The organism is Stagnimonas aquatica (assembly GCF_003730135.1).
Lineage (GTDB): Bacteria > Pseudomonadota > Gammaproteobacteria > Nevskiales > Nevskiaceae > Stagnimonas > Stagnimonas aquatica.
Genome location: NZ_RJVO01000001.1, coordinates 693439 through 708323, shown reverse-complemented (window position 1 = coordinate 708323; position 14885 = coordinate 693439). Strand labels below are relative to the sequence as shown.

General features: G+C 69.2%; 12 protein-coding genes. 7 read left to right on the top strand and 5 right to left on the bottom strand.

What is annotated here, in order from left to right; translation table 11 throughout:
- Window positions 1–12 precede the first annotated feature (12 nt).
- Both ED208_RS03105 and ED208_RS03100 read right to left on the bottom strand, forming a co-directional pair.
- Entirely contained in the window at window positions 13–246 is a 234-nt protein-coding gene (locus ED208_RS03105; protein WP_123210377.1) for a CDGSH iron-sulfur domain-containing protein, read from the bottom strand.
- Entirely contained in the window at window positions 243–1169 is a 927-nt protein-coding gene (locus tag ED208_RS03100; RefSeq protein ID WP_158608404.1) for an aq_1923 C-terminal domain, read from the bottom strand. Before ED208_RS03100 ends, ED208_RS03105 begins: the two co-directional genes overlap by 4 nt.
- A gap of 76 nt (window positions 1170–1245) precedes the next feature.
- On the opposite strand from ED208_RS03100, the gene ED208_RS03095 reads away from it, so the two are divergent.
- Both ED208_RS03095 and ED208_RS03090 read left to right on the top strand, forming a co-directional pair.
- Complete coding sequence (locus tag ED208_RS03095) at window positions 1246–1626, top strand: DUF4124 domain-containing protein (protein WP_158608403.1); 381 nt, start codon at window positions 1246–1248, stop codon at window positions 1624–1626.
- Window positions 1626–2078 carry a DUF4124 domain-containing protein gene (locus ED208_RS03090; RefSeq protein ID WP_123210374.1) on the top strand — a complete coding sequence of 151 codons (453 nt, stop codon included), beginning with the start codon at window positions 1626–1628 and terminating at the stop codon, window positions 2076–2078. Before ED208_RS03095 ends, ED208_RS03090 begins: the two co-directional genes overlap by 1 nt.
- Window positions 2079–2100: 22 nt before the next feature.
- On the opposite strand, the gene speE is transcribed toward ED208_RS03090, so the two are convergent.
- Window positions 2101–2949: a polyamine aminopropyltransferase gene (speE, locus tag ED208_RS03085; RefSeq protein ID WP_123210373.1), complete on the bottom strand. Its 849-nt coding sequence runs from the start codon at window positions 2947–2949 to the stop codon at window positions 2101–2103.
- An 86-nt stretch (window positions 2950–3035) separates the two neighbouring features.
- Window positions 3036–4913 carry an acyltransferase family protein gene (locus ED208_RS03080; protein ID WP_123210372.1) on the bottom strand — a complete coding sequence of 626 codons (1878 nt, stop codon included), beginning with the start codon at window positions 4911–4913 and terminating at the stop codon, window positions 3036–3038.
- Between the two features lie 177 nt (window positions 4914–5090).
- Here ED208_RS03080 and speA point away from each other — a divergent pair, with 177 nt between their 5' ends.
- The 3 genes from speA (at window position 5091) to ED208_RS03065 (ending at window position 10524) form a co-directional block, all read left to right on the top strand.
- Entirely contained in the window at window positions 5091–6968 is a 1878-nt protein-coding gene (gene speA, locus ED208_RS03075) for a biosynthetic arginine decarboxylase (protein ID WP_123210371.1), read from the top strand.
- A 94-nt stretch (window positions 6969–7062) separates the two neighbouring features.
- Window positions 7063–7845: a hypothetical protein gene (locus ED208_RS03070; protein ID WP_123210370.1), complete on the top strand. Its 783-nt coding sequence runs from the start codon at window positions 7063–7065 to the stop codon at window positions 7843–7845.
- An 84-nt stretch (window positions 7846–7929) separates the two neighbouring features.
- Window positions 7930–10524, top strand: a complete 2595-nt coding sequence (locus ED208_RS03065) for a S8 family serine peptidase (RefSeq protein ID WP_123210369.1) — start codon at window positions 7930–7932, stop codon at window positions 10522–10524.
- Window positions 10525–10578: 54 nt separating this feature from the next.
- On the opposite strand, the gene ED208_RS03060 is transcribed toward ED208_RS03065, so the two are convergent.
- Window positions 10579–12759, bottom strand: coding sequence for an acetyl-CoA hydrolase/transferase C-terminal domain-containing protein (locus ED208_RS03060; RefSeq protein WP_123210368.1), 2181 nt, complete (start codon window positions 12757–12759; stop codon window positions 10579–10581).
- 89 nt (window positions 12760–12848) lie between these two features.
- On the opposite strand from ED208_RS03060, the gene ED208_RS03055 reads away from it, so the two are divergent.
- Both ED208_RS03055 and ED208_RS03050 read left to right on the top strand, forming a co-directional pair.
- Complete coding sequence (locus ED208_RS03055; protein WP_123210367.1) at window positions 12849–14000, top strand: alpha/beta fold hydrolase; 1152 nt, start codon at window positions 12849–12851, stop codon at window positions 13998–14000.
- Window positions 13997–14620 (top strand): trimeric intracellular cation channel family protein, encoded by a 624-nt coding sequence (locus ED208_RS03050; RefSeq protein WP_123210366.1) that lies wholly within the window; start codon window positions 13997–13999, stop codon window positions 14618–14620. The genes ED208_RS03055 and ED208_RS03050 overlap by 4 nt, the downstream gene beginning before the upstream one ends.
- Window positions 14621–14885: the final 265 nt, after the last annotated feature.

The window sequence follows — 14885 nt, the reverse complement described above, 5'->3', positions numbered from 1 at the left end:
CCAGAGGCCGCGTCAGCGGCCTTTTTTGTTGTGGCTGCCGTCGCAGAACGGCGCGGTTTTGGTGCGCCGGCAGCCGCACAGCCACTGGGTTTCGACATTGCGCCGTGGCCGCACCGTGAAGCGGACTGGCGCGCAGTTCTCGCGGCCCTCGCAGAACGGCGCATTGCGCGTGTCGCCGCAGGCGCACCAGGCGTACTCGCCGGCCGCCAGTTGCAAGGGACAGGGCAGGTCGGGCCAGTGGCTCATGGCGGCGTGGTGGCGCCGACGGGCGGCGGCCGCAGTTCCAGGCCCAGCACCTGCGGCAGGTCGGCTTCGGCATAGAGCGGGAGATCGCGCAGCCGCAGCTCGCCGGGCGGGTCCATGCGGATACGCAGGCCGCGAGCCTCACGCAGAAAGCCGACCAGCGCCGCGTAGTCCTCGGCCGGCCAGCGCAGTCCGCGCTGCCGGGTTTCCCGCTCCAGGCGGGTCACCAGGGCCGCATCCAGGCCTTCGTTGCTGACCCGCGCGCGCAGCGCCAACAGGGGCTTGAGCCGTGCCAGCAGGCCGAGATCGCGGTAGTCGAGGCGCAGCTGGCTCAGTGTCAGGGATTGCCATTCGCCGCGAAACACGGCTGGCTCTGCGAACAGGCTCAGCTCGCCGTCGAGCCTCGCCGCCGACGGATCGCGCAGGGCGAAGGCCAGTTGCAGGGCGCCGGCGTCGCGCAGGTATTGCAGCCGCAAACGGCCGTCGAAGCGCAGCTCCTGGTACCCGAGTTCGCCCAGGCTGGGCAGCGGCTGCTCCGCCGGATCGCCGACTTCCGGCCCGCTGGTGACCGTCGTCGACGCCGGCCAATGCAGTCCTCGCAGGCGGGCCTCGAACTTTTCCGGAATCCCGTCGCCGGACTCGCGATAGCGGTCGACCTCCAGCGCGTCGACGCGCAGCTCGGCACCCGCCGGCAGCCGCAGGCGGCGGGCGGTGTCGGGGCTGGGCAGAAACCGCAGCTGCTCCACGCTGCCCTGCCCCCAGGGATGGGCGCGCAGCTCCTGGTATTGCAGCTGTCCCAGCGGTTCCAGCTGTGCGGCGAGCACGCGCAGCCGCAGACGCGCCTGTTCGCGGGTCTGGTAGTCCCAGACGCCCCCGCCCAGGATCGCGGCGGCCAGGATGCCCAGCAGGAAAGTGCTCAAGCGCATACGCCGATTCTACCCAGGGCCTGATCCCGGAATGCCTGCGCTAGACTCGGCGCACTGCCTCCCGTCGAGACTGCCCATGGTCCGCAAGCTTCCGGTGTTTTTCCTGCTGCTGGCATTGCCGCTGCTATCGGGCCTGCAAGCCGGCGAGGCCAAGACCTACCGCTGGGTCGATGACAAGGGCCGCGTCCATTACAGCGACGTGGCCGCACCGAAATCCGAGCAGGTGCTGGTGAAGCCGGGCAGCGGTGTGCAGGGAGTCGCCCGGCCCGACCCAAACGCCGAGGAGAAAGCGGCCGAATGCACGCGCCTGCGCGAGCGGCTGACCACCTACGAGAGCGCCAGCACCATCACCGAGACCGATGCTCTCGGCAAGCAGCGCACCTACACCGATGCCGAGCGGCAGAAGCTGCTCAACCTGACCCGGGAGCAGGTGCAGTCCGCCTGTGAGAGCCGCTGATGCACCGAGCCGCCGGCCTGTGCCTGGCCCTGGCTCTGCCGCTGGCGGCAGGGGCCGCCGGCAGCGTCTACAAGTGGGTGGACGCGCAGGGCGTGGTGCATTTCGATGACCAGAGCCGGTTGGCGGAACGGCTGACCCGGCAGAGCATCGCCCGGCGCTTCATCGCCGGGGAGGCGACCGCGACGGCGCCGGCGGAACTGGTGACGGAAGTGCAACGCCGCTGCGCCGACCTGCGCGAGCGGGCCGCCAGCATGGCGCAATCGACGACGCTGTACGGCCGGGACCCGGCCGGAAACGTCTATCGCCTGTCGGAACGGCAGATGGCGCTGGAGCGTGCCGACGCCGATCAGGCGCGCGACTACTACTGCCGTGACGATGCCGCGCGGCTGATCTACCAGGAGCTGCTGGCGGTCGTGCGCGCCGACGCTGGCGCGCCGGCGGCGGATCGCTGAGACCGCCTGCCGCCGCCGCGCCTCAGATCGAGGCCAGTGCCTTCTTGACGAAGCTCGGCAGCGCGAATGCGGCGCTGTGGGTCTCGCGGTTGTAGAACTGGGTGTCGAGCGCGTCGGCTTGGTCCAGACGCGACACCAGCGAGCCCTTCTGCTTGAGCGCGATCGAGCCGCTCCACCAGCCGCTCGGATAAATCACCTGCGGGAAGTGCAGCAGGGTGGTTTCGACGAAACCGGCCTCCTTCATCGCCGCGTGCATTTCCTTGATCAGCTCCAGGTGCAGCAGCGGCGACTCCGACTGCTGCACCAGCATGCCGTTGGGCTTCAGGGCCTTGATGCAGTCGAGGTAGAACTTCTTGCCGAACAGGCCCTCGGCCGGCCCGACCGGGTCGGTGGAGTCGATGATGATGACGTCGATGGAACCGGGGGCGGCGTCCTTCATCCACTGGATGCCGTCACCGAAGAACAGGGTGGCGCGCGGATCGCCGTTCTTGTCGCAGAGCTCCGGGAAATACTGCTCGGACAGGCGGGTCACGCGCTCGTCGATCTCCACCTGCGTGGCGGACTTGACCTCGCTGTGCTTCAGCACTTCGCGCAGCGTGCCGCAATCGCCGCCGCCGACGATCACCACCGTCTCCGGGTTCGGGTGCGAGTTGAGCGCCGGGTGCGACATCATCTCGTGGTAGAGGAAGTTGTCGCGGGTGGAGACCATGGTGCAGCCGTCGATGGTCATCAGATAACCGAAGGTCTCGGTCTCGAAGATCTCGATCTTCTGGTACGGCGTCTGCTCCTCGTGCAGCTTCTTGCCCTTGAGCGCGAAGGCGGTGCCGGTGGCGTCGATGGCTTCGGTGACCCAGGTCTGGTCGAGGGACATGGCGGTGTTCCTTGCAGCGGAAATTGCGGGGCCGCGAGTATAGGGCCGACCGCCCGACAAGCCCATGACAGCCGGTCGCCTGGGCTTCAGAAATCCAGTGCGCCGCTGTCGCGCCATTGCCCGGCCAGCCAGCGGGCGCCATCCGGGGTCAGGTGGCCATGGTCGAACTGCATGGGCACGCCTTCCGGGGTCAGGGTGCGGCAGGCGGCGTTCGCGCAAAGCGGATCGATGGCCGAGACGTATTCCAGGCCTTCGGCGGCGAAGCGCTGGCGCATGGTCTGATCGGTTTGCAGACGTTCGCGCGAAAGGTATTGGCCGATCAGCTCGGGCTGTTGCCGATGCTGGCTCAAGGCCAGCAGCTGCGGCAGCGGCACCCGGTAGTGCTCGCCAATGCGGTAGCCGGTGACCGGCCCAAGCACGACGACCCTCGGGCTGTACTGCCGCAGGTAGTGCACCGTGCTCACCAGCTCATCGAGCTTCCAGCCCGGCCAGAGCGCCGACAGCAGAATGGCATCGGGCCGATGCCGGGTCAGATGCTGTTCGAAGATGTATCGCATCAGCTTGGTGCAGCGTGCGGCGCCCTCGGCCTTGAGCAGCGGCAGGCAGCCGGAGGCGGTGGCCTGTTGCAGATTGATCTCCGGGAACTGCCGCGCCAACCCCTCCCAGAGGTGGCCGGCGTGGCTATCGCCGATCAGCAGCACGTCGGGGCGATCTTCGGATTCGGCGAGGCAGAGGCCGGTGTCGTACTGGCGGAAATCGCCGCCGCTGCTCAGGAAGCAGCGACCGGCTCTGAACTGCGCATCGCGGTCGTAGTCGAGCCAGGCGGCCATGGCGCGTTCGGCGGGGCTGAAGCGTTGCGGCAGGCCGTCGATCCGCAACAGCGCGCCCAGGGCGACGGTGCCAAGCAGGGCTGCGACGGCGGCGGGCAGCAAGCGGGCGGCGGGCCAGCGATGGCGGTCCAGCTGGCGGAACGGGGTCTCCACGTAGCGCCAGCTCAGCACCGCCAGCGCCAGCGAAGCCGCCAGCAGGCCCAGACGCTGTGGCAAGCCGTAGTCGCCGAGCAGGCCCTCGCGGTAGAACACGATCAGCGGCCAGTGCCAGAGGTAGAGCGAATAGGAGATCAGGCCGACGAAACGCACCGGGCGCAGGGCCAGCAGGCGCGCGACCTGGGTATCGCCACCGCTGTGGATGAGCAGCGCGGCGCCCAGGCAGGGCGCCAGCGCCGCCAGGCCAGGGAAGCGGGTTTTTTCGGTGTAGGTGCAGGCGGCGTAGACAATCGCCGCCAGACCCAGCCACCCCAGCCCCTGGCGAAGCGCTGCGTTGCGGATGCGGGGGACGCTGCCCATGGCCAGCAGCGAGCCCAGCAGCAACTCCCAGGCCCGCGAGGGCAGCAGATAGAAGGCGCCTTCCGGCGCCCGACGAAGTTGCCACTCGCTGTACAGCAGAGAGCCGACCGCGAGGGCGGCCAGAGCGAGTCGCAAACCGCTGCGGGCGTGGCGGTGGAAGAAGGCCAGCAGCAGGGGAAACAGCAGGTAGAACTGCTCCTCCACCGCCAGCGACCAGGTGTGCAGCAGGGGGCGCGACTCGGCGGCGCCGGCGAAATAGCCGGCGTCGGACCAGAAGTAGAAGTTGGAGGCAAACAGGCCGGTGCTGGCCAGGCTGAGACCGTAGCCGCGCAGCCCGCTCGGCAGCAGCAACACCAGGGCGGCGAGGGTGCTTGCCAGCAGCACCACCGCCAGTGCCGGCAGGATGCGCCGGGCGCGGCGCTGGTAGAACTCCAGCAGGGAATAGCGGCCGGAGGCCAGGTCGTCGCGCAGGATGGCGGTGATCAGATAGCCGGAGATGACGAAGAACACATCGACGCCGACGAAGCCACCGGAGACCGGAAAATCGAGGTGGAACAGCACCACCAGTCCCACGGCCACGGCGCGCAGGCCATCAATGTCGTTACGGTGTTGGATCATTGCCTCGGGGCCGCGTCACTCGTGGGAAGAACCGTTGCGCGGGGCGGCGCTGAAACGTCTTCCTTGACGCGTGCTTGCAGTGGCGGCGCCAGCCGCTACCCTACGCACGCCGCAGCGATGCCATAGAGCGTTGAACTGCTCCCACTTCCCCGCCGAATAGGCTATCAGGTCCCCCCCATGAGTTGGCAGCCCAGTCAAGCGCGCGCGCTCTACAACATCCCGCAGTGGTCCGAGGGCTATGTGGACGTGAATCCCGCCGGACACCTGACCGTGCGGCCGTTCAAGACCGGGCCGGCGGTGGACCTGGCGGCGCTGGCGACGCGCCTGCCGCGCGAGGGGCTGGAGCTGCCGGTGCTGGTGCGCTTCACCGACATCCTGCGCGACCGCGTCGATGCGCTCACCGGGGCCTTCGCCGAGGTGATCCGCGAATACGAATACGGCGGTCGCTACACGGCGGTCTACCCGATCAAGGTCAACCAGCAGAAGTCGGTGGTCGAGGCCATCCTCGAACACGGCGGCGAGCGGGTCGGCATCGAGGCCGGCAGCAAGCCGGAGCTGGCGGCGGTGCTCGGCCTGGCGCGGCCGGGCAGCGTGATCGTCTGCAACGGCTACAAGGACCGCGCCTACATCCGTCGCGCGCTGATCGGCCAGAAGCTCGGCCACAAGGTCTACATCGTGGTCGAGAAGCTCAGCGAGCTGCCGCTGGTGATCGAGGAGTCGAAGCATCTCGAAGTCGCGCCGCTGATCGGCCTGCGCGTACGCCTGGCCAACATGAGCGAGTCCACCCAGCAGAACACCGGTGGCGAGAAGAGCAAGTTCGGACTCACCACCCCGCAGATCCTGCAGGCGTTGGAGATGATGCGTCAGGCCGGGCTGATGTCAGCGGTGGGCATGATCCATTTCCATCTCGGCTCGCAGGTCGCCAATGTGCAGGACGTGGCGCGCGGCATGCGCGAGGCGGCGCGCTTCTACGTCGAGCTGCGCCGGCTCGGCGCGCCGATCACGGTGGTCGATGTCGGTGGCGGCCTGGGCGTCGACTACGAGGGCACCCGCTCGCGCTCGCACTGCTCGATGAACTACGGCCTGCGCGAGTACGCGCGCAGCATCGTCCGCACCTTGCAGGAGGTCTGCGCGGAGTCCGGCGAGCCGGTGCCCGATCTCATCAGCGAGTCCGGGCGCGCGCTCACCGCCCATCACGCGGTGCTGATCGCCAACGTCGTTGACAGCGAGGTGATCCCGGAGAGCGCGCTGGAGGCGCCGGCCGAGGAGGCTGCGCCAGTGCTGCACGAACTGTGGGACTGCCTGCACGAGATCGTCGAGCGCGGGCCGCTGGAAAGCCTGCACGAGGCCGACGCCCTGCTCGCCGAGGCCCACGCCCAGTACGCCGAAGGCAAGCTCAGCCTCGCCGGCCGCGCCTGGGCCGAACAGGCCACCCACGCCACCGCGCGGGCGGTGATCCCCCTGCTGGACGCCGGCGTGCGCGCCCATCGCGAGGCGCTGGAGCTGCTGCGCGAGCGGCTCAGCGCCAAGTACTTCTGCAACTTCTCGGTGTTCCAGTCGGTGCCGGATGCCTGGGCCATCGACCAGGTGTTCCCGATCCTGCCGATCCACCGCCTCGACGAGGCGCCAGAACTGCGCGCGCGGCTCTGCGACCTCACCTGCGACTCCGACGGCCGGCTCGACAGCTACGTCGACCGAGAAGGCCTGACGCCGACGCTGGCGCTGCACCCGCTGCGCCCTGGCGAACCCTATCTGCTGGGCTTCTTCATGGTCGGGGCCTACCAGGAGATTCTCGGCGACATGCACAACCTGTTCGGCGATACCAATGCCGTCAACGTGGTGCTGGACCCGGCGGCGCCCGAGGGCTGGCGCCTGGACGACCCCGAGCAGGGCGACCGCACCGACGAGCTGCTGCGCTACGTGCATCTGGCGCCGGAAGAGCTGGCCCAGAGCTACCGTCGCAAGCTCGCCGCCAGCCGCCTGCCGGCCGGGGAGCAGGCGACGCTGCTGGCCGAGCTGGAAGCGGGGTTGAGCGGCTACACCTACCTGGGATAAGCAAGTTTTACCCATGGCGTAATCGACGGGCGGCGTGGTGTAGTCGGACGAGCGGCGGCATACTCAACCAGAATCTCTCGTCAGGTACCCAGACATGGCCTGCCGTTCTCTCCTCTCCGTGGCTCTCGCCCTGTGCCTGGCGGCTCCCTCCGGCCTGGCGCTGGCGAATGACGCCTTGACCAGTGTCGCGGCCAGCTTGCAGGCCGACGCGGTGCGCGGCCTGTTCGGCAGCGCCCGCGCCTTGCGGGTGGCGCTGACGCCGGAAGAGGAAGTCAACGGCTCCGCCGAGGTCCAGGCGCTGGGCGATGCCCGTTGCCGTAGCGTCATCGAGCTGGTCTACGACCGTCCCTACGAACAGCGTGGCGTGCTGATCACCGGCCTCAAGCGCCGCTCGGTGCAGGAAGGCGCCTGCGCCCGCCTGGCTGCGCTGGTCACCCAGCAGGCCGAGCGCGAGGCCGCCGCCATCGAGGCGCAGGTGCGCGCGGCGGCGCGGCCGACCGTCGCAGTGCTGGTGCCGGCAACCGCCGCCGCCCTCGCGCAGCCGGCGGTGAGCCGGGCCCCGGCCCCGCCGCCGTCGGCGGCCAAGCCGGTGGTGACCAAGCCCTCGGAGACGGTGCGGCTGGCCACTGCCGGCATCGCCGCCACGCCGCTCGCGCAGGCCAGCTATCAGCTCACCGTGCTCAAGCGCGCGGTGCTGCGCGATGCACCCTCGTTCAAGGCCGCGCCCAGTGCCATGGTGCCGGCCGGGCAGGTGCGTCTGGGGCGGCTGGTGCCGAAGCACCTGGGCTGGTACGAGGTGCTCGACCTCGCCAGCGGCAAGTCCGCCTACATCCACGAATCGGTGGTGGCGCAGGGGCCGCCGGCCGGCCGGGTCTGAAAATTCCGCCGGCTTCCGTCATCTGACGAGTAAACCAGGTTGTCATTGCGCCGTTAACTCTCCGTTCCCTTTCCGGAGAGTCCCATGCTTCTGATGTCCCGCCCGCGCACGGCGCTTGCCGCGTTCGCGCTTCTGCCCCTGCTCGCGGCCTGCGGTAGCAGCAGCGAAGGCCCGGCCTCCGTGGTCACGCCGGAGCCGCTGACCCCGCCGCCGCTGGAAATCGTCAGCAAGGAATGCATCGACGCCAATACCGTCACCGAACAGCGCCTGGCACTGCTCGGCCCGGCCGAAACCGCCTCGGTGATCGTCAGCTTCGAAGGCAAGGGCCCGCTGGGCCTGTCGCAACTCAAGCTGCTGGAAGGCCTGGGTCTCGGCGGCGTGTTCATGCAGAAGCTGCCGATCGCCGGCCTGATCGCCACCAAGGCGCAGATCCAGGCCCTGCAGAAGCTGCCGGGCGTGCGCTCGGTGCGCTTCAACGACCGGCTCAGCTACGACGACGACGTGGCCCGCTACCTGACCTCGGTCGATCAGGCCCAGACCGCGCCGGAGCTGAAGAACGCCGCCGGCGAAGCGATCACCGGCAAGGGCGTGACCATCCTGGTCAACGACTCCGGCGTCGATGGTCTGCATCCCGACCTCGCCTTCGGCAGCAAGGTGATCGAGAACGTGCAGGGCCACACCAACCTCCAGGGCCTGCTCGACCTCGGTCTGGTGGACCGCAAGATGTTCCCGTTCACGCCCACCGAGGGCGTGCCCAACACCGACCTCGGCGGCTCGCACGGCACCCACGTCGCCGGCATCGCCGCCGGTGATGGCAGCGCCTCGGACGGCAAGTTCGCCGGCGCTGCCAAGGGCGCCAGCCTGATCGGCTATGGCTCCGGCGCGGTGCTGCTGGTGCTCGATACCATCGGCGGCTTCGACTACGCCATGCAGACGCTGGACGAGCACCCGGAATACAACCTCCGCATCGTCACCAACAGCTTCGGCAACACCGGCGACATCGACACCTGCTTCGATCCTGAAGACCCGACCAATATCGCCACCAAGGCGCTCGCCGACCGTGGCGTGATCGTGGTGTTCTCGGCCGGCAACTCCGGCTCCGGCCACGGCACCATCACCGGCAACTTCAAGAAGGCGCCCTGGGTGCTCACCGCCGGCAACGGCGAGAAGACCGGCCTGCTCGCGCCCAGCAGCTCGCGCGGCCGCCCTAGCGGCGGCGTCTACGAGGTGGTGGTGGACGGCGAGACGATGATTGTCGAGGACCGTCCGACCGTGGTCACCCCCGGCACCGACATCATCTCCAGCCGCGCCATCGCCGCCGATCCCTTCGCGCCGCTGGATACCGAGGCCGACATCGCCGCCGGCGACATCCCGCTGGCGCAGATTCCGTACTACACCCACAAGACCGGCACCAGCATGGCGGCGCCGCACCTCGCCGGCCTCACCGCGCTGCTGCTGGAAGCCAATCCGGCGCTGACCTGGCGCGAGATCAAGCCGATCTTCAAGGCCACCGCCACCAACATGCCCGGCTACGCCGCCTGGGAGGCCGGCGCCGGCTTCGCCAATGTCGAAGCCGCCCTGGCGATGGCGCTGAACCTGCGCAAGGACTACGGCGCCGCCAACAAGCTGCTGCGCGGCGCCTTTGCCAGCACCGGCTTCGCGGGCAGCCAGAGCGAAACCTACTCGCTGATCTTCGAGCCCACCGGCGCGCTCAGCACCGTGCAGGAGTTCGAGGTGGGCGCCGATACCGCGCTGGTGGTCGCCAAGTACTCCATGCCCGACGCCCCGGTCTGCACCTGCGCGGTGCTGCTGATCGACCCGGCGGGCAATCGCTACGGCTCCAGCATCGCGCTGCCGGTGCTGGGCGCCAACGTCGCCGCCACCGCGCCCGGCATGGCCGGCACCTGGACGGTGCAGATGCGTGGCATCGGCTCGGTGTCCGGCGTGCCGCTGGACCCGACCGGCATGAGCAATGGCATCGCGCCGCCGGCCACCGCCGATGTTAGCGTCGAGCAGTTCCTGGCCGGCACGCCGGTGGGCCTCGATGATGTGGTCGGCCACCCGCTGGAGCAGCAGGTGCTGTTCGCGGTGTCGCGGCGGCTGGTCGACGGCGCCGGTACCAGGTTCGAGCCGGATGCCGTGCTCACCCGCGGCCTGCTCGCCGAGTACCTGATGCAATGGGGCCTGCGCCAGACCCGCGCCATCGCCGGCAGCGCCAAGTTCGCCGACGTCGCTGACAACGCGCTGCTGTCACTGGCCTCGGAGGCGGTCACCCGCAAGGGCCAGCTGATCATGGATCGCAGCGTCGAGTCGGCGCCGCTGATGCTGCTCTCCGGCAGCCGCTTCGAGGCCCAGGCCGCCGCCAGCCGTGAGCAGGTCGCCTACGCCCTGGTGCAGGCCACCGGTCACGAAGCCGCCGCCAAGGCCATCGCCGCCAACACCGCGCTGAGCGTCAGCGATGCCGATGGCAAGGCGGTGCCGGTGGTCGACGCCGCCGAGATCGACCCGGCGCTGTACGGGCATCTGGCGGTGGCGCTGCAGCTGGGCATCCTCGATGCCGAGATCAGCGAGGTGGCGGGGGCCAAGCAGGCGCGCATCAAGCCCAAGGCCGGCCTCAGCCGTGCCGAGTACGCCGCCTTCGCGGCGCGCACCTACGCCAGCGTGCCCTTTCCCAACTGAAGGCGCTCGCGGCGCGGTCGAAGCCCCGGTCCTGCCGGGGCTTTTTTTTGGGGCTCAGCCGCGGCGCAGCGCCTGCAACAGCAGCATGCGGACCACCTTGTCCTGCACGCTGCGCGGATTGCTCAGCTGCATGCGTTCCAGGTAGGGCCGTAACTCGGCGGGCACGGCCTGCGGCCGCAGCGCCTGCAGCGCCAGCAGCCACTTCGGGCTGGCCGAGGCCGCCTTCTTCACCGCCTTCAGCGCCTTGCCGAGGCGGATCTCCTCCTCGGTCAGGTCGGTGCCGAACGGGAAGGCCGGGAACAGTCCCTGGCGCCGGAAGCGGTCGAGCTTCTGCTCCAGGGCGGCGGGCGTGTTGCTGCGGAAGCGCTCCGGAATCCGGTAGCCGGCCTCGATCTTGCCGGCGCGCTGCGCCTCGGCCAGCAGCGCGGGCTGGAAGCGCGAGTCGGCGAGGTTGAGCGTCGCCTTCGCCACCTCGCTGTCGGTCTTGCTGCGCAGGTCGGCGATGCCGTACTCGGTGATCAGGATGTCGCGCAGGTGGCGCGGGATGGTGCAGTGACCGTAGTTGAAGACGACGTTGGAGGACGGCTCCGAAGTCTTGCCCTCCTTGTCGCGCACTGCCCGCACCAGCAGGATCGAGCGGCCGCCGACGCTCGGCGAGTCCAGCTGGTGCGCCATCGCCACGAAGTTGTACTGGCCGCCGACGCCGGAAATCACCTGGCCGTTGGCGAGGCCGTCGCTGACCACCGCGCCGGAGAGGGTCGCCATCAGGCCGGTGTTGATGAAGCGCGCGTGCTGGCGTTGCAGCCGGTACAGGCGCGGATCGAGGTCGAGCTGGTTGACCTTGTTGACACCGGTCATGCAGATCTCGCGGCGCTGCGCCTCGCTCATCTCGTGCAGGCCCTGGTAGAAGTCGCGCGGGCCGAGGAAGAAGCCGCCGTGCAGCAGCACGCCCTCGCGCAGGGCGCTGCCCAGCCCCTGCTGCGCCAGCCGTCGACGCACGCCGGCATCGCCGAGATCGGCGGCCACGCGACTGCCGTCCGGCAACAGCAGCTCGCCGTCCTGCCAGCGCAGCGCATCGCTGAACACCCCGTGCTTCCGCAGCAGGCCGAACTCGCGGGCATCGAGCCGCGCCACGCCGAGCGTGACGAGCTGGTCGAGCAGCTCGGGTTCCAGCCGCTCCGGGCGGCAACGGCCGTCGTTGACCAGTTGCTGTAGCGCCCAGTGGTCGTAGACCTTGCGCTTGAGGATGCCGCTCTTGAGCAACTGCCAGAAGCCATCGACGAACATCTCGGTGGCGCCGTAGAGGCCCTGCTCGAAAGGCGCCAGACCGCCGCAGCGCTCGATCAGCGCGCCGTATTCCTCGCTGGCGCCCAGGCTGCGCGCGGCCTCGCGGAACAGCGCGTTGCTGGCGTGGCGGGCCTGCAAGACGTGCACGATGGCGTCGCCCAGCGCGCCGATGCCGATCTGCAAGGTGCCACCGTCACGCACCAGGCTGGCGGCGTACAGGCCGATGGCGTAGTCGGGCGTGGTCACCGCCATCTTCGGGGTCGAGAACAGGGTGGTGCTGTAGCGCGGGTGATCGACCAGGAAGTGGAACAACTCCGGCCCCACCTCGGCGTCGTGCGCCATGAACGGCAGGTTCTGGTTGACCAGGCCGATCACCGCGTGCGGCCGCCCGCTCTCGCGCAGCAGCCCGATCAGTTCCGGGCCGGTGTCGGGATTGCAGGACAGCGAGTAGCGGCTGCCTTCCGCCGTCTCGCGCTTGCAGACGATCTGCGCCGCCACATTGCAGCCCTGGTTGAAGACATCGCGCGCGGCGAAGCTGTAGTTGGTGCTGATGTAGTGCTGCTGGGCGTGGGCGTTGCCGAGATTGCTGCCGGGCTTGAAGAAGAACTCCTTGATCTGGACGTTGGCCGGCAGCCGGTTGGCGCGCAGGTCGAGCATGTAGGCGAGGTCCGGGCAGTCGCCGAACACGCGGTCGATGAAGGGTTGCAGGAAGCGCGCCTCCAGCTCCGAGCCGGGCACCGGCTTTTCCAGCGACAGCGCGGTGAGGATGGTCAGCGACAGCGTCGGATCGGCCTTGGCGCGGGCGTAGAGCGCGTTGACCAGCTCAATCGGCTTGCCCAGGCCCAGCGGCAGGCCGATGCGGAGATCCTTGCCGACGCGGGCGATCAGGGCATCGACGGCAGCTTCGACGGAGTCGAGCACGACGGGAGTGGCAGCGGCGAGGGTCATGGCAGGGCGGCAAGCGGGGTCTCGGTAGAATTGTGGCACGCACCCGGTCCTCCGCCCCTTTCCGGATGAGGCCCTTACTCCGAGTCTTCATGCCCCTCACCGACCGCATCCCCGACCGCCTGAGTCAGCAGGCCGAGCGCGCCACGCTCTGGCTCACGCACGCCGTCGAGCGTTTGAGCGACGCCGACCGCTTCGTCGCCGCCGACCAGACGCCCTACGAGCTGATCCACCAGAGCGGCCTGCTGTCGGTGCGCCGCTATCTGCCGCTGAGCGAGGACGAGATCGAGATCGGCGGCGAGCGTGTGCCGGTGCGGCGCAAGCCCCACCGGGTGCCGGTGGTGCTGGTGCCGCCGCTGGCGGCCGACCCGCTCAACTTCGATTTGCTGCCGCAGCGCAGCCTGGTGCGCTACCTGCTCGCCCAGGGCTACAAGGTGTATCTGGTGGACTTCGGCAGCCCGGAGCGCGACCACTCCGCCTATGGCCTCTCCCACTACACCACGCAGTTGCTGCCCGAGGCGCTGACGGCGGTGCGCCGCCACGCGCGCTTGAAGAGCCTGTCGCTGCTCGGTTACTGCATGGGCGGGCTGTTCTGCCTGATCTATGCCGGCTGGTCGCACGACCGCCAGATCAAGAACATCGTCACCATCGCCAGCCCCATCGACGCCCACCAGGCCGGGGTCGCCGGCCAGTTGCTGGCGGCCATGCGCGGGCCGATCAAGCTGGTGCGTCGCTACACCGGATTCCGCATCCACAAACTCGACCCGGCGCGGCTCAATGTGCCCGGCTGGGTGTCCTCGCTGGCCTTCAAGCTCACCAATCCGCTGGGCACGCTCACCAGCTATGTCGATCTGCTGATGAATCTCTGGGACCGCGACTACGTGGTGCAGCACCAGACCATGGCCGCCTGGTTCAATGACATGCACGCCTACCCCGGCGGCATCGTCCAGGACTTCGTGGTGCGGGTGGGCATGGACAACGCGCTGTCGAAAGGCCGGGTGCCGCTGGGCAAGGACCAGGAAGCCCTGCTCGACCGCATCGACGCCTCCCTGCTGGCGATTGCCGGCACCAGCGACAAGATCGTCACCGTCGAGGCGGCGCGCAAGGTGATGGACATCGTCGCCAGCGCCGACAAGCGCTTCGCCCTGGCGCCGGGGGGGCACGCTGGCGTGTTCGCCGGCAGCAAGGCGCCCGCCACCACCTGGGCGCTGGCCGCCGACTGGCTGCGCACGCGCTCGGCATGAGCACGCTGGGGCAATGGCTGGACCTCATTGGCGTCGCCGCCAGCGCGGTGGCCGGCGCCCTGGTGGCCGGCCGCCGGCAGTTCGACTGGCTGGGCGTGGCGGTGATCGCCGGCGTCACCGCCATCGGCGGCGGCACCGTGCGCGATCTGCTGCTCGACCGCCCGGTGTTCTGGATCGCCAACCCCTCGTATCTGCAGGCGGCGCTGGCCGCCACCGCCTTCACCCTGCTCTACGCGCGCCGCCGGCGCATCCCCGAGCGGGTGCTGGAAACCACCGACGCGCTCGGCCTGGCGCTGTTCGGCATCGCCGGCGCGCGCATCGCCGTCGGCCTCGGTCACGATGGTGTGATCGCGGTGGTGATGGGCGTCATCACCGGCAGCTTCGGCGGCCTGCTGCGCGACGTGCTCTGCAACGACATCCCGATGATCTTCCGCCAGGGCCAGTTCTACGCCACCGCCATCATCCTCGGCTGCTCGCTGTACGTGCTGCTGATCGGCCAGGGCCTGGAGACCAACCTCGCCGCCGGCGCCGGCATGCTGGCGATCCTCGGCCTGCGCATCGCCGCCATCGTCTGGAATCTGCGCTTGCCGGTCTTCCGGCTACCGCCGGAAGACAGATGAGCTGACCCGGCTACCGCCGGAAGACAAGTGAACTGATCCGGCTGCCGCCGGAAGACCGATGAGTTGATCCGGCTGCCACCAGAAGACAAACGAGCGGACCCGGCCTGACCAACGGCCGCTGAATCGGTCACCAATCGTCCGGTTTTCAGCCGCACCGATTCGACAAGGGCTCCCCGAGCGCGCATGATCCGCGTCGCTGTACGTCAAGCATTAGAGTCCTGCGTTAACACTTCCGTCTTCACGGTTGTCTTTACTTCACGAGCTT